Source organism: Streptomyces sp. RG80 (assembly GCF_040446465.1).
Classification (GTDB): domain Bacteria; phylum Actinomycetota; class Actinomycetes; order Streptomycetales; family Streptomycetaceae; genus Streptomyces.
In genome coordinates this window covers 507,761-530,052 of sequence record NZ_JBEAAJ010000004.1, presented here as the reverse complement: position 1 = coordinate 530,052, position 22,292 = coordinate 507,761, and the positions used below count along the sequence as shown (strand labels likewise).

At 68.3% G+C, this 22,292-nt stretch carries 17 protein-coding genes and 3 pseudogenes; 4 read left to right on the top strand and 16 right to left on the bottom strand.

Going from position 1 to position 22,292, the window contains the following annotated elements; genetic code table 11:
* Positions 1-283: 283 nt before the first annotated feature.
* Positions 284-1,168: an alpha/beta hydrolase gene (locus tag ABKA17_RS16525; protein WP_353692798.1), complete on the bottom strand. Its 885-nt coding sequence runs from the start codon at positions 1,166-1,168 to the stop codon at positions 284-286.
* Positions 1,169-1,388: 220 nt separating this feature from the next.
* Here ABKA17_RS16525 and ABKA17_RS16520 point away from each other — a divergent pair, with 220 nt between their 5' ends.
* Positions 1,389-1,991, top strand: coding sequence for a TetR/AcrR family transcriptional regulator (locus tag ABKA17_RS16520; protein ID WP_353692797.1), 603 nt, complete (start codon positions 1,389-1,391; stop codon positions 1,989-1,991).
* 45 nt (positions 1,992-2,036) lie between these two features.
* Here the strand turns inward: ABKA17_RS16520 and kynU are convergent, their stop codons facing one another.
* The 3 genes and pseudogenes from kynU to ABKA17_RS16505 form a co-directional block, all read right to left on the bottom strand.
* Positions 2,037-3,239 (bottom strand): kynureninase, encoded by a 1,203-nt coding sequence (gene kynU, locus ABKA17_RS16515; RefSeq protein ID WP_353692796.1) that lies wholly within the window; start codon positions 3,237-3,239, stop codon positions 2,037-2,039.
* Positions 3,232-4,074, bottom strand: coding sequence for a tryptophan 2,3-dioxygenase family protein (locus ABKA17_RS16510; protein ID WP_353692795.1), 843 nt, complete (start codon positions 4,072-4,074; stop codon positions 3,232-3,234). The genes kynU and ABKA17_RS16510 overlap by 8 nt, the downstream gene beginning before the upstream one ends.
* Positions 4,075-4,223: 149 nt before the next feature.
* A pseudogene (locus tag ABKA17_RS16505) lies at positions 4,224-4,379 on the bottom strand (DUF3151 family protein); the annotation flags it as partial.
* A gap of 36 nt (positions 4,380-4,415) precedes the next feature.
* Here ABKA17_RS16505 and ABKA17_RS16500 point away from each other — a divergent pair.
* The gene (locus tag ABKA17_RS16500) at positions 4,416-4,565 is read left to right on the top strand and encodes a hypothetical protein (RefSeq protein ID WP_353692794.1); all 150 of its coding nucleotides are present in this window, start codon (positions 4,416-4,418) and stop codon (positions 4,563-4,565) included.
* 360 nt (positions 4,566-4,925) lie between these two features.
* On the opposite strand, the gene ABKA17_RS16495 is transcribed toward ABKA17_RS16500, so the two are convergent.
* From ABKA17_RS16495 to ABKA17_RS16460, 8 genes and pseudogenes are all read right to left on the bottom strand, one after another.
* Positions 4,926-5,300: a hypothetical protein gene (locus ABKA17_RS16495; RefSeq protein ID WP_353692793.1), complete on the bottom strand. Its 375-nt coding sequence runs from the start codon at positions 5,298-5,300 to the stop codon at positions 4,926-4,928.
* Between the two features lie 612 nt (positions 5,301-5,912).
* The gene (locus ABKA17_RS16490; protein ID WP_353692792.1) at positions 5,913-6,332 is read right to left on the bottom strand and encodes a hypothetical protein; all 420 of its coding nucleotides are present in this window, start codon (positions 6,330-6,332) and stop codon (positions 5,913-5,915) included.
* A 116-nt stretch (positions 6,333-6,448) separates the two neighbouring features.
* A complete protein-coding gene (locus ABKA17_RS16485; RefSeq protein ID WP_353692791.1) occupies positions 6,449-8,947 on the bottom strand; it encodes an RHS repeat domain-containing protein in 2,499 nt (832 codons plus the stop codon).
* A 208-nt stretch (positions 8,948-9,155) separates the two neighbouring features.
* Positions 9,156-10,376: pseudogene (locus tag ABKA17_RS16480) on the bottom strand (LamG domain protein jellyroll fold domain protein); the annotation flags it as partial.
* A gap of 331 nt (positions 10,377-10,707) precedes the next feature.
* Positions 10,708-12,405: a relaxase/mobilization nuclease domain-containing protein gene (locus ABKA17_RS16475; protein ID WP_353692790.1), complete on the bottom strand. Its 1,698-nt coding sequence runs from the start codon at positions 12,403-12,405 to the stop codon at positions 10,708-10,710.
* Entirely contained in the window at positions 12,402-13,052 is a 651-nt protein-coding gene (locus ABKA17_RS16470; RefSeq protein WP_353693012.1) for a MobC family plasmid mobilization relaxosome protein, read from the bottom strand. The genes ABKA17_RS16475 and ABKA17_RS16470 overlap by 4 nt, the downstream gene beginning before the upstream one ends.
* A gap of 115 nt (positions 13,053-13,167) precedes the next feature.
* Positions 13,168-14,151 (bottom strand): DUF2637 domain-containing protein, encoded by a 984-nt coding sequence (locus ABKA17_RS16465; protein ID WP_353692789.1) that lies wholly within the window; start codon positions 14,149-14,151, stop codon positions 13,168-13,170.
* A 378-nt stretch (positions 14,152-14,529) separates the two neighbouring features.
* Complete coding sequence (locus ABKA17_RS16460; protein ID WP_353692788.1) at positions 14,530-16,065, bottom strand: DnaB-like helicase N-terminal domain-containing protein; 1,536 nt, start codon at positions 16,063-16,065, stop codon at positions 14,530-14,532.
* A 293-nt stretch (positions 16,066-16,358) separates the two neighbouring features.
* On the opposite strand from ABKA17_RS16460, the gene ABKA17_RS16455 reads away from it, so the two are divergent.
* Positions 16,359-16,877, top strand: coding sequence for a helix-turn-helix domain-containing protein (locus ABKA17_RS16455; protein ID WP_353692787.1), 519 nt, complete (start codon positions 16,359-16,361; stop codon positions 16,875-16,877).
* Between the two features lie 416 nt (positions 16,878-17,293).
* Here ABKA17_RS16455 and ABKA17_RS16450 read toward each other — a convergent pair whose 3' ends face one another.
* Positions 17,294-18,742, bottom strand: a complete 1,449-nt coding sequence (locus tag ABKA17_RS16450; RefSeq protein ID WP_353692786.1) for a recombinase family protein — start codon at positions 18,740-18,742, stop codon at positions 17,294-17,296.
* 122 nt (positions 18,743-18,864) lie between these two features.
* Here ABKA17_RS16450 and ABKA17_RS16445 point away from each other — a divergent pair, with 122 nt between their 5' ends.
* On the top strand, positions 18,865-19,284 hold the full coding sequence (locus ABKA17_RS16445; RefSeq protein WP_353692785.1) for a DUF3151 domain-containing protein: 420 nt from the start codon (positions 18,865-18,867) through the stop codon (positions 19,282-19,284).
* Positions 19,285-19,371: 87 nt separating this feature from the next.
* Here the strand turns inward: ABKA17_RS16445 and ABKA17_RS16440 are convergent.
* The 3 genes and pseudogenes from ABKA17_RS16440 to fbaA all read right to left on the bottom strand — a co-directional run.
* A pseudogene (locus tag ABKA17_RS16440) lies at positions 19,372-19,647 on the bottom strand (DUF3151 domain-containing protein); the annotation flags it as partial.
* A gap of 66 nt (positions 19,648-19,713) precedes the next feature.
* Entirely contained in the window at positions 19,714-21,180 is a 1,467-nt protein-coding gene (locus tag ABKA17_RS16435) for an MFS transporter (RefSeq protein ID WP_353692784.1), read from the bottom strand.
* 58 nt (positions 21,181-21,238) lie between these two features.
* Positions 21,239-22,261: a class II fructose-bisphosphate aldolase gene (gene fbaA, locus ABKA17_RS16430; RefSeq protein ID WP_353692783.1), complete on the bottom strand. Its 1,023-nt coding sequence runs from the start codon at positions 22,259-22,261 to the stop codon at positions 21,239-21,241.
* Positions 22,262-22,292 lie beyond the last annotated feature (31 nt).

The following is a 22,292-nucleotide window of genomic DNA, read 5'->3' as shown; positions in this document are numbered from 1 at the left end:
CCGCCACGTCGCACCCAAGCGGCCGCCCGCAGCCCTGGAGCCCCGCGCCCCTCCGCCCCGTCCCCCGTCCCGAACCCCACGGCCCTCTCCCTCCCGGCAAGCCCGTCCATCAGGCCTGTCTGGTGGGGAAGTTACGGATCCGGCCGCGTAGTCCGCGTCCCACCGGGGAGCTCACTCACGACGTAGCTCTCAGGTATTACGGGTATGAAAGGGGGCCCCTCAGAGGCACATCAGAGGCACATCAGAGGCACCCGTCAGAGGCAGGAGAAGAGGGCGGCGTCGCTCACCACGCCAGTTGCGCGATCTCCTCCACCACCACCGCACACGCGTCCGCCGCCGGATCGATCAGCGGGAAGTGCCCGACGTCCTCCAGCAACGTCAGCCCCACCACCTCGCCCGCCTTCGCCGCCGCGTCCGCGTACGACTCGGCGACCGCCTCCGGGACGACCGTGTCCGTCCGGCCCTGGACGAGGGTCGTCGCGATGCCCGTCGGAAGCAGCAGCGACGGGTCCGCGTAGGGACGGCGGTCACCGAACTGCGCTTCCCCACCGAGGAGTTGCAGCGCGGCGCCCCCGCACACGTCCAGCTTCCCCGCGACCGCGAAGTCCGCGATCGGCGCCAGCGCCACCACGCCCCGCAGCGGCGCGGGCCGGTCCGTGCGCCACGGCGCGTCCGCGGGCAGCACATGCCGGGCCGCCGCCCACAGGGCCAGGTGGCCGCCCGCCGAGTGCCCGGTGATCACCGTGCGCCGCGGATCGGCCTGCGGCAGGACCTCCCGTACGAGCGCGGGCAGCGCGTCCAGCGCCGCCGCGACGTCGTCGAAGGTGTCCGGCCACCGCCCCGCGACCGGCCCGCCGACGGCTCCCTCGCCCGACTCCGGCGCCACCGCCCCCCGCCGGTACTCCACATTGGCCACCGCGAACCCGCGCCGGGCCAGGAAGTCCGCGAACGGGGTGATGTGCCGCCGGTCGTACGGTGCGCGCCAGGCGCCCCCGTGCAGGACGACGACCAGGGGCGTGAGCGCGACCTCGTCGCGCGGGGCGTAGAAGTCGATCACCTGGTCGGGGTGGTCCCCGTACGCCGCGCTGACGTCCGGGTCGACGGGCGGGTGGGAGAAGGCCGACTCCTCCTCGGCGGCGGCCCGGGCTGCGGCGGCGTCGTCCGGCATGGTCCAACCTCTCAGCGGTGAAACGGATTTGGACGAAACAGATGTGGCGGACCTGGCGAGAGTTCGGCCGTTGGCGGGGACGGTATCAGGCCGGTGACGTGCGCGGACACGGGGATGTCACGCTCGGTGAGGGTTAAACGGTTCTGCTGTTTCGTTACGCTGGCCTCCATGCCGCACGTCGGCACCGCCCGTCCCTCACGACCGTCCCATGGAGACCGTTATGTCCGCCGAACCCGGCACCCTGCGTCCCGGAGGACGTACCGCCCGTGTGCGGGCCGCCGTGCTGCGGGCCGCCGGTGACGTCCTCGCGGAGCGGGGATTCGCGCACCTCGACCTCGCGGACGTCGCCCGCCGGGCCGAGGTCGGCAAGACCACCGTGTACCGGCGGTGGGGCTCGGTCACCGGACTGGTCGCCGATCTGCTGGCCGACATGGCCGAGCAGTCGCTGCCCCGCGAGGAGACCGGTTCGGCGCTCGGCGACCTGACGGCCAACGCCCGTCTGGTGCAGCGCACTCTGGCCGATCCCCGCCAAGGCGCCCTGTTCCGCGCGGTGATCGCGGCGGCCACCTGCGACGACCGTACGGCCGAGGCGCTGCGCCGCTTCTACGACATCCGGGTCGCCGAGTGGGCTCCCTGCGTCCAACTGGGCGTAGAACGCGGGGAGTTGCCGCCGGGCACCGATCCCGCAGAGGTCATACGAGCGGTCTCGGCGCCCCTCTACTACGCACTCCTCACCACCGGCACGCCCCCCGCCCCCGAGGCCGCCGACCGCGCGGCACGAGCCGCGTTCACGGCCGCCGCGGCGGGCGCCTACCTGACCTGACGCCCCGCCGCGCGCACCCCGACTTCTCGGCTCCCGCGAACCGCGTCAGGCCACGACCTCGCCCAGCACCCGCGCCGCCCGCTCCACGTCCGCGAACCCGACATACAGCGGAGTGAACCCGAACCGCAGCACGTCCGGGCGCCGGAAGTCGCCGACCACGCCCCGCTCGATCAGCTTCTTCATCACGTCCCCGGCGTCGTCGCAGCGCAGCGCGACCTGGCTGCCGCGCTCCCCGTGGGCGACCGGGGTCAGCGACTCCACCCGGTCCGCGGGCACGTACGCCGTCACGCACTCCAGGAAGAAGTCCGTCAGGGCAAGGGACTTGGCGCGCACCGACTCGATCGGGACGCCCTCCCAGACCTCGAGCGCCGCCTCCAGCGCCAGCATCGACAGGATGTCCGGCGTGCCGACCCGCCCGCGCAGCGCACCCGGCGCCGCCTCGAAGTCGGGCCGCATGCCGAAGGGCTCCGCGTGGGAGTTCCAGCCGGGCAGCGGGGAGTCGAAACGGTCCTGGAGACCGGAGCGCACATAGAGGTACGCCGGTGAACCGGGGCCGCCGTTCAGGTACTTGTAGGTGCAGCCGACCGCCAGGTCCACCCCGTGCTCGTCCAGCCCGACCGGCAGCGCGCCCGCGCTGTGGCACAGGTCCCAGACCGCGTAGGCGCCCGCGTCGTGCACCGCGGCCGTGAGCGAGGGCAGGTCGTGCAGCCGTCCGGTGCGGTAGTCGACATGGTTCAGCAGCACCGCCGCCGTACGCTCGCCCAGCACCCCCGGCACCTCGGCCGGGGTCACGGGACGCAGCGTGCAGCCGGTCAGCCGGGCCGCGGACTCGGCGATGTACCCGTCGGTGGGGAAGGTCGTGGCATCGACGACGATCTCGTCCCGAGGGGAAGAGTCATAAGAGTCGGCCCGCGCCATCCGTACGGCCGCCACAACCGCCTTGAAGACGTTGACACTTGTCGAGTCGCCCACGACGATCTGCCCGGCCGCCGCACCGACCAGCGGGGCGATCAGATCACCGATCCGCTCCGGCGCGGTCCACCAGCCGCTCTCGTCCCAGGACCGGATGCGCAGGGCACCCCACTGCCGCCGTACGACGTCCTCGACGCGTCCGGGGACGGCGGCGGGCAGCGCGCCCAGCGAGTTGCCGTCCAGATAGACGACCTCGTCGAGCACGAACTGCTCGCGCAGACCTGCCAGTTGATCCCCGGCGTCCAACTCCCTTGCCTTGAAGGTCAGTTCAGACATAGGACCGCGCCGTCCACAGCTCGGGGAACACGTTCTTCTGCGCGCGCTTCTCCAGCCACGCCACCCCGGCCGAACCGCCCGTGCCCGCCTTGGCGCCCATCGCGCGCCGGGTGGCCACCAGATGGTCGTTGCGCCAGCGCCACACCAGCTCGGCGACATCGGTCAACGCCTCGCCCAGACGGGCGAGTTCGTCGTTCGGGTCGCCGGAGTACAGGGCCGTCCAGGCGGCCTCGACCTCCTCCGACGGCTCGTACCGGCGGGAGACGTCCCGGCTCAGCACGGCCTGCGGAATGGCGTGCCCGCGCCGCGCGAGGAGGCGCAGGACCTCGTCGTACAGGCTCGGCTCGTGCAGCGCCTTCTCCAGCTCGGCGTGGACGCGGGGCGCGCCCCGGTGCGGGACGAGCATGGACGCGGACTTGTCGCCGAGCAGGAACTCCATCCGGCGGTACATCGCCGACTGGAAACCGGACCCCTCGCCGAGGGCCGCCCGGTAGGAGTTGAACTGGGCCGGCGTGAGCTGTCCGAGCGGCCGCCAGGACGCGTTCAGCGCCTCCAGCTCCCGTACCGAACGCTTCAGCGCGTCGACCGCGACCGGCACGTCGTCGGAGCGCAGCGCCCGCGCCGCGGTCTCCCACTCGTGGACGATGACGGTGAACCACAGCTCCATGACCTGGGTCGTGACCAGGAAGACCATCTCTCCGGGATCGTCGGAGAGGGTGTGCTGGAGGTGGGTGAGCACGTCCGCCTTGACGTAGTCCTCGTACGGCGTCGTGCCTTCGAAGTCGAGATGCGGGGTCTCGGGCTCCTGCGATTCATGAGCCTCATGGGACGACATCGCTGTCTCCTGTATTACTCCGGGTAGCGGTCCGCAACCTGCCGTCGTCGACAGGGCGCCCCGGTCCCCGCGGTGCATCCTCTTCGATGGTCCCGCGAAAAGGCAAGGTCCGCCTGAGCAGTCAGACGGACCTCACACCCGGCCGACGGTCAGCCCAGCGTCTGGGCCGCCGTGGGCGAGGAGTCCTTCAGGAACTGCGAGCAGCGCTCGTACTCCTCCTGCTCACCGATCGACCCCGCGGCGCGGGCGAGGGCGTGCAGGGCGCGCAGGAAGCCCCGGTTCGGCTCGTGCTCCCAGGAGAATGGCGGAAGATGTACCTTAGAGTGAGAGGGGATCACGGTATGACCGAGCAGGAGTGGCTGGACAACATCGCGGCTCAGCTGCCGGAGCGGGACCTGCAATGGGTGGTGGAGCTTGCCAGGATCTGCTCCACGGATTGGGCAGGCGACAAGCCGCCGACGGGAGAGATCCACGCGCGTCCAATGGATTAAAAGTCCTGGCCAAAGCTTGCTGGGAGGTTCCGGTTCCGGACGGTTCGGTGTCCGGAACCACCTGGCCAGAGCACTTTCGCCTATGGGGCGATCCACATACCGATGACTGGTGCCAGATCGTCCGCTCACGCAGGACAGGCTGGTGACCGGTATTTTTCAAGCTCCACCACCAGGGCTGATGCGTTCTCCGAAAACGCGGACCTCCCCCTACGGACATCACGCCCGAACGACAGGGTGGTGAAGGTGCCTATGAACCATTCCACCAGCTCAGGACTTCTTCCCTAGCCGGATGAACTTCCAGGTCAAGAATGCCGCGCCTGCCATAAAGGAAGACACCGAAAGAATACGTCACCGAAAATATCAGTCCCGCACGGATCTACGCCTTACCTTTCTCCGCCGTGCTCGATTTGCCGCAATCACTCCAAGATCGGATCGCATGTGCGGCGGAACGACGAACTTCGGCCAGTTGAACAGAACAACGCAAGCTTCAAGTATCAAGCTAAGCGCGATCACGGCCATGGAGATGAGGAAGATGACACCAGTGATCGCACTGCCCTCCTCCGTCCAGGCCGTAAGGAACAGAAGCCCGATACCCCAGAGTGACGCAGCCGTCAGGCTCACAGAGCGCACCTCGCCACGCCTTGTTTCCTCACCGAATGGGAGGACTGTGAACGTGGCCATGAAGAACGAGACCTGATCAGCGTTAAGCCAAAGCTGACGGGCCTTCCAGGACATGAAAGCGGCTCCGCACAGAAAGAAACAGGCCCCTATAAGGTATGCCATTTCACGATCCTTCAGTCCTCACATCATGCGCTGCAGCTGGATACGGGATACCGGGTGGGTACCACAGCAATGCCGACGCTGCGATAGCCACCCGAGGCCATAACGTGGTCAGTGTGTCAGCCGAACAAACCCTTGACGGCCTTCCATCCCCTCGACATCAGGTTGCTCATCGGGCCAGTAGAGAGGATGCCCGTGACGTCTCCGGCTGCCCCTCCGATGACGGCGCCGACAACGGTTCCCGGCGGGCCCCCGACGGCCGTGCCGATAGTCGCGCCGAGGGTGGCTCCCAGCTTTGCGGCACCAACAACCACCGCATAGTCCGCGACTGTCTCTGCGGTCGACAGAGCTATGTCGCCGTCGGTGCTGTTGTAGTTGGACCACCAAGCGAAGGCAATCCCACCAGGGACCACAACCCCCTTCCGATCGCCGGCACCATCAGGCTGCGTCCGATGCTCCCCCACTCGCTAGAAGCCAGGGTGGGTCTGCAGGGAGCGCAGAGTTTTGCCCGCCTAGCTGCACACCCCCGGATCAGGGTGGGCCGGCCCACCAGAGAGCTCTGCGTTATCAGCGACCTTCCGGCTTCTTGCGCGTTGCCCTCCGATGCGCCCGGCGCTCTGCGATTACCCCTAGATCGGATCGCATGTGCGGAGGAACGACGAACTTCGGCCAGTTGAATAGGACCACGCAGACCTCGAGCAGTACACACAAAAGCACTAGAAACACAAAAGCGGCAGAAAGTATAAGCAATATACCCTTCTGTTCGACATCATAGAGCCCCAGAAAAAACATGGGCATAATAGACCATAGCCCCACGACGGTGAGACCCAGCGAGCGAACTTCACCTCGACGAACATTTTCACCAAACGGCAAGATGGTAAATGAATTCATAAAGTGGTCAACCAGTCCAGGATTAGCCCACAATTGCACAACCTTCCAGGACATAAATGTCAGCGCCAGCGAGAATGCAATTCCAAGGAAGACCATATGCCACACCTTCTGGATTTATTCAAATATCGCTGCATTGATGAATAAGGCCAGGCGGCCTCGATGCGGATATCCCACCCCGAAGGCCACCCGGCCTACATGCTGTCGGCTGTCAGCTAGTCGAACCACCCCCTAACACCCCTCCACGTATTTGACATGAAGTTGTTGACCGGCCCGGTCATCAGAATTCCGGTTACTGCTCCGCCTGCTCCTCCGATAGCGGCGCCGACGACGGTACCGCCCGGCCCAAAAGCGGTGCCAATGGCTGCGCCTAGGTTGGCTCCTACCTTTGTGGCGCCTAGGACGACATAGTAGTCGGCGGCTGTTTCAGCAACGGTCAGCGGGATATTGCCGCCTGTACTGTTGTAATTAGACCAACCAGTGAAGGCAATCCCACCAGGAACCAAGACCTTGCTTCCTATCGCCTGTGCCATCGGGCTGCGCCCGATGGCACCCACCCGCTGTAGGCCAGGGTGGGTCTGCAGGGAGCGCAGAGTCTTGCCCGCCTGGCTGCGCACGCTGGGATTGGGGTTGTTCCGCAAGTCGCGGGCGGACTGCGAAATCAGCTGACTGGAACGGTTGAATCCCTCCTGAAGGTAAGTTCCGGAAGTCATGAGTCCGTTGCCCGCGTTGCAGAGGTAGTTCCATTCCGACTCGATGCCGCAGTTGGCCGAGAAGGACAGGATGGGAGCAGGATCGGGCCCTAGCAGGAGTGGCGGCTGTGACGGTGGGCCGTAGACGGGGCCGCAGGCTGGGAGCGGAGGAGCCCCGCAGCTCGCAGGACCGTATACAGGGCTGGAGCCTCCGCTTCCGCCTCCTCCACCACCAGAGCCTCCGCTGCCGGAGCCACCACCCCCGCCTCCGCCATATTCGGGGCATTGCGGGTCGGTGAGGCTGGGACAGGGCGCACCCGGCCCAGGGTTGGGTGGTGGGCCACAGAAGGAGGGGTCGACATCGCACCTGGTGCGTCCCGTTGGGTCGCTGGTGGTTACCGGATTGTTTGCGGCATAGGAGTAGCCGTTCAGTGACTGACTGTCGTCGGTTTCCATGACCGGATCGACACTGATGAACTGACCGATCTTTGGGTCGTACTCGCGGGCATCCAGGTGAGTGAGGCCCGTCGTTGTGTCTTTCGTCTTGCCCAGGAAGCCTTTGTCGTCGGGCCAGCTGCCTCCCTCGGTCGCGCCTCGTTCCGCACCGAAGGGGGTTGTACGGCGCTTGGTGAATGCCTGAGCGCTATCCGCAGACACAGACAGGGTCTGCGTCCCCTGGTGATCTCCCGCCAGGTAGAAGAGCTTGTTGTTCCCGGACTGGTTGGTGCGAACGGCGATGTCCAGACTGCCCGAGGAGTACGTGCGCTGCGCCCAGGTGCTGCCGTTGGCCTTCAAGTGCAGTTCGGTGCTCCCGGCATACAGGATGCGCTCACCATTCTCCGTACTGCGGATCAGCAGGTCCCCATCAGCGTCGTAGAGGTAGTCGGTCTTCTTGCCGTCATCGGTGAGCTCGGCAAGTCGGCCCTCCGAAGACCAGATGAGTGCCTGGTCCCCACCGCTGCCGGGACGCTTGGTGGTGTTTCCGGAGGTGTCGTAGCCGTAGGAGCTGTCAGGAGACGCGCAGTTGGCGCTCTTGCTGGTTCCGGAGAGCGTGTGCGGGCGCCCTTCCTTGTAGCAGTAAGTGGTGGTGATGTCTCCGCTCGCCGCGTGCTGGACCTCTGTGACTCGCTGCCCGGCCGAGTTGTATGTGTAGTCGGTCCAGTAGGGCGCGGGCCCGGAGAGACTGGTCGCGGTGGGTGTGTCGTCGCACTTCTGGGATGACGGGGTCCAGGCCCTGACGAGGCGTTGGTTCCCGTCATACCCGTAGCACTGGGTTTCGGCTGTGCTGGTGCCGCCGAGTGTTGCCGGGTCGGCTACGGCGGTGATGTTGCCGGCCTGGTCGAAGGTGTAGTTCAGGTCCATCAGCATGTACGAATGCGTCTGATCCTTGACGAAGCTACGGATGAGGCGGCCGGTTCCCTCCTCGAACTTGTTGTTGACGTAGACCTTCTTGTGTTCTTCCGTGTTGGCAGTGCCAAGCGTGTACTGCTGCGCGCGTCCCAAGGCCGAGTAGTCGGCATCCAGCAGGTATCCGGTCGCCCCGATGATGGACTCGACCTGGCCCAGAGGGGTGTACGTGTACTCGATGACCTCGGACGGCAGTCCACCAACGGCAGGTTCCTTGTTGCTGCCCAGGGTGCCGTCGAGCCGATAGGAGCTGGAGAACTCAACAGTGGCGGGCGCACCTCCGGCGACGAGCGGGTCGGTGGACGGCAGAGTGAGTGTGGTGGCGGTGGGGCGGTCGAGTGTGTCGTAGCCGGTGACCGTCTTGGTGTACGCGCTGCCGTTCTTGCCACCCACGTAGCGGGTGGTCGAGGCCGGCTGGCCTTTGAGGAGCGAGTCGTAGGTGCGCGCGGTCAACTGATGACCATCGTCCTTCACACCGTCCCAGGTACCGATGACCCTTCCCAGTTCGTCGTAGCCCGTGAGAATGCTCTTGCCGCGCGCTACTTCTGTGCTCTTGGTGAGCTGGTCAAGCACGTCGTACTCCATCGTCGACATGCCCTTGTCCGGGTCAGACACGCTGCTCTGCCGTCCGAACAGGTCGAAGCCGTACGTCCAGACAGCGCCGTCCGGCCCGGTGACGATGCGTTCCTTGTCGTCCAGAGTGTGCTGGAACTTCGTGGCACTGTAGGTGGCACCGACGCCGCCACCGAAGTCCGGGTCTGCCGGGCTGGTACCTGCGTACTCGCGTTTCTCAGTCTCGCGGCCACGGGCGTCCGCAACGGTGCGGGTCGCACCACTGGAACGCCCACGGCTCGGTGACCCGGAACGTGGCGTCCAGGACGTTCTTGCCCTTCAGGCTGGCGGGGGAGAACTCGAAATACAGGCGCTGCACGTATCCCGGGCCGCAGTAGTAGCTGTTCCAGGTGCCACACTTACCTGCGCCCTTGCCGAGGCCGTCCTCGCCGTTACCCCAGCCGTAGGACTCGTAGCCGTCCGAGCGCAGCAGAGTGCGTTCCGACTCGCCCCAGGTCACGGTCGGGTCGATGAACAGTGGAAAGTCGGCGGCCTCCGTCTTGGTGAGGAGGTCGGGGTCGGGCACGACGGTCAGCGTGTCCTTCGTCACCCCGACATCCATGCGAGCCACGGTGTCGCCCTGGCCCGGCTCCAGCCCTGAGCCCGACGGTGCTGCCTCTGCCGGATCGGACGGATCCGCCGCCGCGCTTCGCGCCAGCCTCATCTGCTGCTGCGAGGCAGCCGTGCCTGCCGAATCCCACATCAACGCTGGGGGCGCCCGGAACACGGTCTGCCCATCCGCATCAACGGCGGCCAGGTTGCCCGCCGTCCCTTTGATGATGTCCAGGCCCTGCGTCTTGAGGCCGAAGGTGAGTTCCTTCAGTTCCTCGTCGGCTGCCGCATCCGGGGTCTTGACCACCAGCACGTACTGGAAGCTCTCAACTGTTGCGGTTACTTTCAGGTCTACGTCCGGCAGCACCTCTCGATACAGCGCGCTGGCGTCGTCGAGCTCCGGTGCAGGCAGTTCGCCCGGCCAGTCCAGTTCCAGTGACCGGCCCTGCTCAACGATCCGGGCCAAGGGCGCATCCCCGCCGCCGGAGAACATCATCTCCACGGCAGCTGCCTTGGGAGCGACCGAACCCTCCGCACGCTTCTCCAACGTCGCATCCGGCGTGCGCCATCCACCACCAGGCGTAGCCACCCGCACCGGGACGGACGACTCCTCCAACGTGAACGTGTAACCGTCCGGATTGGCGAAGACCGTTGTGCGCTCCCCACGCTCCCCGGTGACCTCCACCCGCTCGCCGGACTCCTGTGCCTCGGCCAGCGCCTTCTGCCCTTCAGACAGTTCAGCGCTGTCAGCAGTTGCCTGGGCGACGGGATCCGAACCCGCCACCGGTAAGACCGCCAACAGCGCCGCAGCAGTTATCGCCGAGACACCTCTCCGTCTCCATCTACCGATGCCGGAACGCCCGCCCCGCGTTGTTCTCATATCCCCCACCCAGGTTCACAGCCGATTTATGACGCGTACCTGACCAAGCTCTTTACCCAGCGCGCGAAGGCATGACCATCCTGTGATGAGAATGTGATTAATGAGGGCTGGGTTCCGTGGTGTCAGTATCGAAACGGGAGCAACCGGAATCGCTTCGCTGGGCGAGATAGAAGGACTGAGTGATGTGCCCCACTCAGCCCGACCCCCGTGTCGGTCTCCTGGCCGAGCACCTGGTCGAAGTTCTGGGGCGGGCCGCGCTGTTGCCCATCGCACCGGCTGCTGCCTCCGACGCTTCACCCGCAGCGGGAAGCCGCGAGCCGCCCAACCATGGTTAGCGCCTCCGTGCTTGCGTCTGCTGCGAGGATGGAGAGGCAGCACTAATCTGGACCGGCCCTGCGATACGGCACTGAGCGCCGACACTGCGGGCCTGCGCCGCGCGGGCTCGGGCGCTGGGTGCCGGCCTTGCGCTGAGGCGCTCGATACGCCAGGCCAGGGTCCTTGCAGGGGATCGGGTGTCGTCCAGGGTGCGCTGGTCGGCGGCCTGTCGGAGGAGCCGTTCAGGGTTGTGGCCTGCGGCCTCGGCTGCGGCGAGGACAGCGGTGAGGGCGTCGAAGGCGGGGTCTTCGGTGATCTGCTCGGCGTGGTCGGGTACGGCCTGGCGTAGGTGGCGGATGTGCCGGTCGACGGTCTGTTGCGGCGGTCGACGCTGGGCGAGGGCGGCCAGTGGTGCAGCTGCTGTCTGCTCGTAGGCGGCCTGGAGATGGATCAGGGTCTGATGGGCGGCAGCGACCTGCTGGTCGTGGTGGCGGAGCTCGTGCCAGCGGGCGGCGGCGATGACGACGAGGAGCGCGGCGTCGAGGAGCATCGCCAGGGCAGCGCCGTCCTTGGGCGCAGGCTCGCGGAGCATCGCCCGTACCGCGCCGCGCAGGGCGCGGGCGTGGTGGTGTTCGGCGCGGATGCGGGAGCGGGTGGCGCGCTCGAACGCGGTTGCCGCCTCTCGCAGTTGGGGCCTGAGGGGGTGGGGTGCGAGGAGGGGGAGGGCGTCGAGGGCTTCGCCGAAGGCGGCGAGGTGGGCCTGGGAGGCTTCGTCGTGGTTCTGGGCGAGGCGATGGGGGATGCGCTCGGTGGCGGCCGTGGCCTGGTGCCAGGGATCGGGTCGGCGTCGGCCCGGCTGGTCGGTGGGATGCGGTTCGATGTTCTCCAGGCGTTCTTGGATCTTGGGGAAGGACAGGTCGGGAGCGAGTTTCGAGCCGGAGTACCAGATGGGGCTGCCTGCGTCGTCTGCGAGAGCGACCTTGTAGCCGCGCACGTCGCCGGAGGGGAAGTACACGACCTCGGCGAGCACGCCGTCGAGGTGGCTGAGCAGGTGGAGGAACTCGTCCATGCTGGAGGCGGCGGCCACGGCGGTGCGGACGGTGGCGCGCAGCCGCTCCGGGGCGGTCTTGTCCTGGCCAGCTCGGCGAGCCTTCTCCTGCTCGGCGCGGGTGGGCCGTTTGGCGGCCGTGCGATCGCCGCGTACGACGCGGAAGAGGCCGTATTCCTTCTCGATGGCGGCAAGTTCGCGGTCGGCGGTGAGGTAGTCGTTCCAGTGGCGTGCGGTGCGCAGGTCCGCCCGCACCTTGGTGGCGGCGATGTGGATGTGGTCGGGGGCGTGGCGAACGGCGACCCAGCGGCAGCCGTCCGGGTCGCCGACGGGTGCGATGCCGGTCGCGGCGACGATGCGGCGGGCGATGTCGGCCCACTCCTCGTCGCTGAGGACGCGGTCGGTCTCGGCAGCCCGGACCGAGCAGTGCCACGTGTGCTTCTCGGGTGCGCGGCCCAGTCGCCGTACCTGCTTGACGTGCAGGTCGAGGTCGGCGACGAGGAGCTTCCTGGTGACGTCGGGGTCGTCACTGCGGCCGGGGTCGGGGGCGAAGCCGTCCCAGGAGGCGACCAGATGCGGGTCGGTGTGGTCCTTGGCCTTCTTCGTGTCGAACAGGTACCGGATCAATCCGGCGGTCTTCTTACCGCTGATGATCTTCGCGATCATCGGGCTGCCTTCTTGGCGACGGCCTGGTTCGCGGCGGTGGCGATGTGGCGGACGGTGGTGCCGACTGCCGTCAGGGTCTGCTCGGTCTGGGTCAGGACGGCGGTGTCCCCAGGGTGTGGATGACCGCCGGAGTTGAGCTTCTTGGCGATCTGGTTGATGTTGTAGCCGATCTTGGCGACCTCACTGCGCAGGGCGGTCAGCTCGTCGATGTAGTCGTCGAGTTCGGTGCGCTGGCCGGGCAGGGCGAGGTCACCGTGGACGTGGGCCATGACGACGGCTCCGACGTAGTGGGCGCCGGCGATGTTCAGCGACCGGGCCCTGCGCAGGATGTCGGCCTTCTCGGCGACGCTGTAGCGGGCGTCGACGCGCTCCTTGCGCTGGCCGTTGGCGTCTCGCCGACGGCGTCGGGCGACACGGTGCAGGGCTGCGGCTTCGGCAGCGCGCGGCAATGGCGCGGCGGTGCCGGCGGGCTGTTCCTGCTCGGGCGCCCCCTGGTGCCCGAGTACCTCCGCCACCCCCGGGGCGGAGGCATCCCCGTCAGGGCCGTCCGTGGACGGTCCAGCGGGATACCTTGCTGCGCCGTCTGGGGCTGAGGTGGCCGCTATCCCCTGCTGGGGCGTGGGGAGTTCATGGTGCGGTTCGTGCATGGGGTGGGTCTCCGTGGGGTGCTGGGTGCAGCGCTGTGCGTGGCCGCGGACCTCTGCGCTCGTGGGCACGAGGGTGACCGGGAGGGAGGGCGGTCGGTGGGCCGTTTTGCGGGGGTCAGGCGGCGCCGACGGGGGCAGGGTCGGGTTCCTTCTGCCGCTGGGAGGCGGTTTCATCGAGTCCGTCGAGGGGCTCGGCTTCGAAGCCGTCGTAGGCGACGCGCTCGGCCTGGCCGGTGCGCTCGGCCTGCAGTAGGTCGCGCACGGCGCGGGCCCGCTTCTGGCCGATCCGCAGTCCGCTACGCAGGCGCTCGGCGGTCAGCCGGTCGTCGCTCCAGTCGGCGGTCAGGTGTCGGGCCTCGTCGAGGACTTCGGCGTCGGTTCGGGTCCGGTCGGCGGTCGACTTGGCGGTGGCGGCCACCCGACCGGTCGCCCGACGCGGGGTGCCTCCGGTCAATTCCGCCACAGCGGCTGACCGGGGCGGTCGGGTAGCGGGGGCCGACTCGGCGGCCTCGGTCGGCCTCGGCATGTGTGCCTCAGCGACCTTCCCGGGGGTTGAGTCGGTCAGCTGCTCGGGGGCCGATTCGGCCTGGTCAAACCTTGACCGTCGGGCCTGCCGGTCAGCTTGCTGACTCACCGACCGGGCAGCGGCTGCTTCGGCGGAGTCGGCCGACTCGGGGTTGTGGTGCAGCACCTTCGCCACCAGGTCCGACCCGAAGTAGATCGACCCGACCGGGAGCGACGTGGCCAACAGCACGAGAGCCCAGTTCGCAGGGTCCCAGCCGACCAGTCGGCCCCACTCGACCGACGTGGTGTGCAGGGCCGGAACGAGGCCGTGCACGTAGTTCAGCAGGAGGCTGGCGATCGTATAGGCCGCCAGGACCCGCAGAGCGAACTTCCGGTCGGCGCCGGTCAGCACGAGCGTGGCGATCAGGGCGAGGGCCATCAGCCCGTCGACGACGATCGGGTAGAGAAAGGCGGCGGTGGGGTCGGCGCCGATGGCGCGGGCTACGTCGGACAGCGCGTTCCACGAGACCCGGAAGGCCATGAGGACGACCGCCACCAGGCCGAGGACGAGGGTGGTACGTCCCTTGTGTTTCACGCGACGCCCCTCAGCGGTAGCGGGTGCCCGCCGGCGGAGGCGAGCGGGAAGGCGCCAGCGTCGGCGGGCCGGTTGCCGCACGTGGTGGGGGTTGTCAGGCATGGGTGAGTGCAAGGTGAAGGGCTCCAGGTGCAGGGGAAGCGGGGCTTGTGGTGCGGGGGTGAGGAGCGTTCACGGCGGGGGCGTTCACGCGGGCCCCCTTCTAAAGGGGGTCCCGCGCGTGTACGCCTGGGCGCGTGTACGGCGTGGACGCTCGCGTGATCGCTTGACCTGCGGTTTTACGGTGAGCGTGAACGCTGTGAGCGGCTCACGGCGGCCTTGGTGCGTGAGGGCCGCGTGTACGGTCGCGTGAACGCTTCTGGGCGCTGGCGCCCGGCCTCAGCCGACGGCGGTGAGGTGCCGGGAGGTGGCGTAGTAGCGGGTCTGCTGCCCGCCTCCGACACCTCCGGCGACACCGTCCACCCTGGTGGCCAGACCGCTGTCGACGAGACGACCCAGGGCGCGGCGTGCCTTTTCCACGTCGCCGCGTTCGGGGTCGCCACCGCCGATCAGGACGGTCGCCAGGTCACGGGCGGTCAAGCCACCGGGGGCGTTGCGCAGCAGGACGGCGGGATCCTTGGTCGGGTCGAGCGTGGTGGTGCCGCGCACGTGGTCGTGGGTGACATCCAGCGGGCCGACCTCCCCGGTGGGGGTCTTGAGGTGGTGCAGGGTGACGGCGGGGTCTCCGGCCCGGCCGGTGACGAACAGGACGCTGCCCGCCCCGGCGGTGAACCACGTGGAGCCGTAGACCTGGTCCAGCGCGGGGCGCTGGCCGCGCGGGGCGTCGGCGGTGGCCTTGCGCTGGTGGTGCAGCTCCAGAATCTCCACGCCGCCTCGCAGGGCGCGCATGCGGGCGTTGTGGAAGGCGACCGCGAGGCCGTCGTCGACCATCGTGCTGACCGCGTCCTTGAGACTGTCGATCACGATGGTGTCGGCCCGGTGGGCGGAGGCGAGGTCGGCGAGGAGGTCGGGCTCCTTGTCGAGGGTGGCGGGCAGCGGGCCCTCCCAGACCACGAGCCGCTCGCGCAGGATCGCCTCGTCGGTGTCGAAGACGCGGCGGGCCATGGCCTTGGCGATCTGCTTGGGACGGTCCATCGCCAGGTACAGCACCCGCCTGCTCGGGGCGACCGGCATCTCCAGGACCGTCTCCGACAGGCCGAGACGGGCGAAGACCACCTGGTGGGCCAGGGTGGTCTTGCCGACCCCAGGAGCGCCGACGATCATCAGGCTCTCGCCCGGCGCCCAGACGGTCTTCTCACGGGTGCCCCACAACGGCTCGGCGTCCGCGCCGGTCTCCTTGACGAAGGACCACCCGTCCCTGGCGAACCGGTTCAGACGGCCCTGGCCCGAGGCGAGGGCCCGCTCGCGCTCGGCCCGCATCTCCGCCTCGACCTCGCTGCGTATCGCCTCGGGATCGGCACCCGGCTCCTGGGCACGCTGGACGGTACGTATCGCCGAGGCGAGCAGGCGTCGAAGATTGGCCTTCTCGCGGATGATCTCCGCGTGGTGCTCCGCACTGCCGACGCTGTAGTGCACGTCGGCGAGCTGATGCAGGTAGGCGGGGCCGCCCACGCGCAACAGGTCGTCCTGCTGCTGGAGCAGCTCGGTCAGGACGATCGGGTCGGTCGGCCTGTCCTCACGGTGCAGGGCGAGCAGAGCACGCCAGATGGTCTCGTGCGCGGGCCGGTAGAAGGCGCCCTCGCCCAGGATGTGCCGGACCGTGTCGATGACGGCGCTGTCGTGCATACAGGCGCCGAGCACCGCGCACTCGGCCTCCAGGTTGAACGGAGCCTGCCCGGGCTCCTCCGGCGACGGCGCGGGGCCGTGTCCGAAGTGGGATGGCGTATTCGGTGGGGCGTCGGTCATACTGGGCATCAGCTCCTCTGCTCGCGGGCCATACGGGACGGCAATCCCGGCCTCGCGGGTCGATCGCTAGGGATGGCGGTTGAGAGGTTTGCGCTTGGCCCCCGGTGACAGCCGGGGGCTTTTTGCATGCGGTGCTACGTCGGGTGGGCCGCGGGGACTCCCCGGGGTTGATGGAGGTGGGGCTACCACTATGCCACATGAATTGCAGATAGCAGAAGTGCTCTGCGTCTCGCAGAACGCATGCTACTGTTTGGGGGTTGCTGCATACGGCAGTGACTTGCTACGAACGGAAGGAGGCGGCCGTGGCCGATGAAGACCCCCCGCAGGGTGTGCTGCTCAGCGGCGAGGCGAACGTCGCGGTGCGCATCAAGCTGGAGCGCGAGGCCCGTGGCTGGAGCACCAACGCCCTGTCTGACCGCCTGAACGAGGCCGGCCACGAGATGAATCCGTCCGCGGTCTGGCGCATCGAGAACGGCAAGCGCCGCATCAACCTCGACGAGGCCATCGGCTTCGCCGAGGTCTTCGGCATCGACCTGCGCAACCTCGTGGGCCCCCCGCAGCTCGCCGCCCAGGCCCGCGCCATGGAGCTCATCGACGCCGTCGTGGACGCCTTCCGCGAAACCCAGCGGGCCAACGCCGCCTACACCCAGGCGCGTGACGCCCTGGACGCCTACCTCGCCGAGCACCCCGACATCCGCGAGGAAGCCGACGTGATGGTCTCCAACGCCATGGCCGAAGCGTCCACCAAGCACCTCCTGGAGGCATACGGACTGCCACCTGCCCAGCACCTGGACGCGGCCGACACCTCAGACGAGGCATAGCCCCCACCCTCCATCGACCCCCGTCCTGGGCCCGCAAACCCCCAGCACGGGCACCTCACCCCATCCCCAGCGATCGACCGGCGGACCAGTGTTGCCGCACCCACGCCCGCCAGAAGAGGACCCACCCCTTGCGCCAACCCGCAATACCCCCTGCCCCCGCACCCACACCGCGCGCCGACTCTGCCCTCCCTCCCCGCGTCCCACCGCCGCGTTCGCGCCCAACTGGCGCCCACAGCGGCACGGCGCGAGAGGGGCAGGTTCTTTGACCGAAGACGAGTGGCTGCGCCGAGTTGAGGCTCAGCTCCCCGACCGCGACGAAGAGTGGGTCGACGACCTGCTCCGCATCTTCGGCATAGACCGGTCATGAACGAACGGCGCCGAGTCCCCAGCCACAACGGGGACCCTGCGTCCTCGTATCACCGGAGCACCGGCTCGATATCCGCCGGATCGAAGATCGGCCCGTTGGACGCGGGCTTGATGATGACCGCGCGGAAGACCTTGAGGACCGCAGCGCGTTGCTGTTCGATCGCCAGGTTCTCCCACCGGCCCCTTATGTCGATGGGGCCGGCAGCGAAGGTCGCGGCCTCGGCCCGGTGCAGGGCTCGCTCCCGGTGCAGTTCCGCGATCTGCCGCTCCAGATCCTCGGTGAGTGCGATGTAGCGGGCGGCCGACATGCGCTTCTCCTGCCACGCCTGCTTGAACTCGGCCATATCCCGTTCCAGGGAGGCCAGTTGCTCCTCCTTGGTCCACTCCGGCGCACGTTCGCGGACGTTCGCCAGCGCCTTGTCCGAGCTGAGGAACACGGCGTTCCTGATGAGACGGTCGACCGGCTCGCCGGCCCGAGCCACTCCCCCGCATCCACCGTCGTTCCTACCGGGACACGCGTACTTGAACTGCGATGACGTCTTCGACTTCCGGTACGACGGGAAGGCCCGCATCTTCGTACCGCACCGCCCACACCGAGCGATGCCGGAGAGCAGGTACTTGGTGGCGTTGTCCCGTGGGACACGTCCCTCCGACTCCCGCTTGACCTTCTCCGTCAGCAGGTACCAGTCGTCGGGGGTGATGATCGCCTCCCAGTCCCCGACGACGGGACCACCGCTCTCGTCCAGGAACAACTCGCCCTGGTGCATCCGATAGCCGCAGATCCGCGGGTTCATCAGCATCCGCTTGATCTTGGAGTCGTCGAAGAAGCCTCCACTGTGCGACCTGATCCCCTTGTCCCGCCACTCACGCGCGATGGACGCCCAGCGGATGCCGCCCAGGAAGTCCTTCACCGCTTTGCGGAGGTTCTCGGCCTCTTCCGGCACCAGCGTCCTGCGGTCCTCGCGGTTCCATCCGTACGGCGCCCGACCACCGGGAAGCTTGCCCTTCGCCGCCAGTTCCAGGTGCTTGCGCTTCGTCCGCTTCGACGTGTCCGCCGAGGACTTGTTGGCGATGGTCACCTTGATCCGGGCGATGAACCGGCCGTTCTCCGTGGACAGGTCGATGTCCGAGGCCGACACGGAGTCGAAGACGAGGTGCCGCTTCCGACGCTCGGCGTCCTCGTACTCGTCGATCCACGCTTCCAGTTCACGAGGCTGACGCGTGAAGCGGTCGATGTCCCAAGCGACGACCCCGTCGATCCGCCCGGCCTTCAGGTCTTCCAGCATCTGCCGAAACTCGGGCCGTACCGTCTTGCGCTTGTACGCGGAGAGGTCGTTGTCCTCGTAGACCTTGGCGACTTCCCATCCCCGGGCAGCACAGTGCAGCCGGCAGTCCTCCTCCTGCCGTGCGACGCCGAGACCCTCGGCCTCGTCGTCCTTGCTGATCCGGGTGTAGATGCCTACCTGTATGGCCCCGGAGGACCCCCGTCGTGCCGCCATGCGCCGGATGGTCGCACATCACGATCAGGGACATCAAGCGCCGTTCTCACCCACACTCGGTCCACGGCCCTTTTCCCTTGCGAGCGTCCCGGATATCAGGCGAGAGGTGGCAGACTGACGGCATGACGACTCACAAGAATCTGCTCGGCGGCCCGGACCCGACCTACCTGCCGGAGAACGAAGAGGCGTACCGCCTGCTGGGCGAGGAGTCCCTGGCGCCGACCGAGGTCGCGGCGAAGCACCCCACGTTCTCGCTTGCCTGGGCGATGCTCGCCGACGACGCCTTCGAGGCGGGGCGAGTGGTCGAGTCGTACGCCTACGCGCGCACCGGCTATCACCGGGGTCTCGACTCGCTGCGCCGGGCCGGGTGGAAGGGGCATGGCCCCATCCCTTGGGACCACCGCGCCAATCGCGGGTTCCTGCGCTGCCTCGCGGCCCTCGCCCGTGCCGCCGGCGCGATCGAGGAGAAGGAAGAGACGGAGCGTTGCTGGCAGTTCCTCAAGGACAGCAGCGCCGAGGCGTACGCCGAACTGAAGCGGTAGTCACCGCAGTTGAGACGTCTGTGCCGCCGTCACTCAGGCAGCGACGGCGGCACGGAATGCAGAAACTGAACGATTACATGTAGCACCGTTCTCCCAGGGCACGGGTCCGTGGCCCTTCCAGCCGCTGCGGCGCAGCGCGTCCAGACCGCGGTGGTAGCCCGTACGGGCGTAGGCGTACGACTCCACGACGCTGCCCCGCTCGAACGCCTCGTCGGCCAGTTGGGCCCAGGCCAGCGAGGACGTCGGGTACTTCGCGGCGACATCGGCGGGCGCGGTGCCACCGGCCAGCAGCTCACGCGGCTCCGGGTCGTCGGGGAGGTGGGTCGGGGGCGGTCCCCCGAGGAGGTTCTCGTGAATCGACATGGGTCAAGTCTCCTCCATCCGCGCATATGACGAACGGCCGCCGGGGCCAGTACGGCGGGATCCGGGCTACCCCAGCCGTTTCCGCGCCGGTCGACCCTCCAGCGGCGGGGCCGTGACGGAGCCGTGGTGCAGGCATTCGGGGCGGGTGCAGCCCGGCGGCAGCGGGCGTACGGTCGCGAAGGCAACGCCCGCGCCCAGCACCAGCAGCCCCGCGCACACCGCCATCGCCCGCCCGAACGCCTCGTCGAAGGCGCCCGGCGACCGGTACGCCGCCTCCCCCATCCCGGCGACCAGCGGCAGCGCGGCCACCGCGATCAGGCCCGCCGCCCGGGCCGCCGCGTTGTTGACCCCGCTCGCCAGACCCGCCCGCGCCACGTCCACCGACGCCAGGACGGTCGCGGTCAGCGGGGCCACCAGGGTGACCATGCCAAGGCCGAGGACCAGCAGCGCCGGCAGCACGTCCACGACGTACGAGGCGTCCTCCCCGACCCGCAGCATCAGCAGCATCCCCGCCGCGCACAGCAACGGCCCCACGGTGAGCGGGATCCGCGGGCCGATCCGGTCGGCGAGGGCGCCCGAGCGGGCCGAGAACAGCAGCATCAGAGCGGTCGTCGGCAGCAGGGCCGTACCGGCGCCGAGCGCCGAGTAGCCGGAGACCACCTGGAGCTGGAGCGCGGCCAGGAAGAAGAAACCGCCGAAGGCCGCGTAGACGCAGAGCGTGACCAGGTTGACCGCCGTGAACTGCCGCGACGCGAAGATGTCCAGCGGCATCATCGGGTCGGGGCGACGCTTCTCCACGACCACGAACGCCACCCCGGCGGCCACCCCGGCGACGGCCGAGACGACGACGGCGAGGGACGCCGTGCGGGCCTCGATCAGGGCGTACGTCACGAAGGCCAGCGCGAGCGCCCCGAGGACCGCCCCGAGCACGTCGAAGCGCGCATGGATACGCCCGTCCCCGGACTCCGGGACATGGCGTACGGCGATCGGGGCGCACAGCAGCGCCACCGGCACGTTGAGGAGGAACACCCAGCGCCAGCCGGGCCCGTCCACCAGCCAGCCGCCCAGGAACGGACCGACCGCCGCGCCGATCCCCCCGAACCCCGACCACAGACCCACCGCCCGCCCCCGGTCGTCGGGGTGGAAGGAGGCCTGGATGAGGGCGAGCGAGCCGGGGGTGAGCAGGGCACCGCCGACGCCTTGCAGGGCGCGGGCCGCGATCAGGACACCGGCGTTCGGCGCGAGCCCGCACAGCAGGGAGGCGGCGGCGAACCACACGACCCCCACGACGAAAATCCGGCGCCGCCCGTACCGGTCCCCGAGCGACCCACCCAGCAGGATGAGGCCGGCCAGCGTCAACATGTACGCGTTGACGGTCCACTGGAGGGCGGCGAGATCGGCGTCCAGATCCCGCCCGATCCGCGGCAGCGCGACATTGACGACGGTCGAGTCCAGCATCGCCATGCTGGAGCCGAGCACGGTGGTGAGCAGGATCCACTTGCCTTGCGGCGAGGACAGCCGGACGTCTGACATGCCCCAGATATACAACGAGCCCGGTGCCAGGGCACCGGGCTCGCAGTGGTCTCGCGGGTTACTTCAGCTTCGTACCCGTGGAACGCAGGTTGGCGCAGGCCTCCGTCACGCGCGCGGCCATGCTCGCCTCGGCGAGCTTGCCCCAGGTGCGCGGGTCGTAGGTCTTCTTGGAGCCGACCTCGCCGTCGACCTTCAGGACGCCGTCGTAGTTGCGGAACATGTGGTCCGCGACCGGGCGCGTGAAGGCGTACTGGGTGTCCGTGTCGATGTTCATCTTCACGACGCCGTTGTCCAGCGCGAGCGCGATCTCCGCCTCGGTGGAACCGGAGCCGCCGTGGAAGACGAAGTCGAACGGGGAGGTCTTGCCGTACTTGGCGGCGACACCCTCGTTGAGCTCCTTCAGCAGCTCGGGACGCAGCACGACGTTGCCCGGCTTGTACACACCGTGCACGTTGCCGAAGGAGGCGGCGAGCAGGTAACGCCCCTTCTCACCGAGACCGAGCGCCTCGACGGTCCGGATGGCGTCGTCGACGGTCGTGTACAGCGAGTCGTTGATCTCGTGCGAGACGCCGTCCTCCTCACCACCGGTCGGGGTGATCTCGACCTCGAGGATGATCTTCGCGGCGCGGGCGCGCTCGAGCAGCTCCTGCGCGATGGACAGGTTGTCCGCGAGGGTCTCGGCCGAGCCGTCCCACATGTGCGACTGGAACAGCGGGTTCTCACCCCGGGCCACGCGCTCCTCGGACACGGCGAGCAGCGGCCGCACATACCCGTCGAGCTTGTCCTTCGGGCAGTGGTCCGTGTGCAGCGCGACCGTGATGTCGTACTTCTTGGCGACGATGTGCGCGAACTCGGCCAGCGCCACCGAACCGGTGACCATCTCCTTGTTGTACTGACCGCCCAGGAACTCGGCGCCACCGGTCGAGATCTGGATGATGCCGTCGCTCTCGGCCTCGGCGAAGCCGCGCAGCGCCGCGTGCAGGGTCTGCGTCGAGGTGACGTTGATGGCCGGGTAGGCGAACTTGCCCGCCTTCGCCCGGTCGAGCATCTCGTTGTAGACCTCGGGAGTCGCGATAGCCAAGACACATTCCTCTCATGCGGGTCAACCGGCC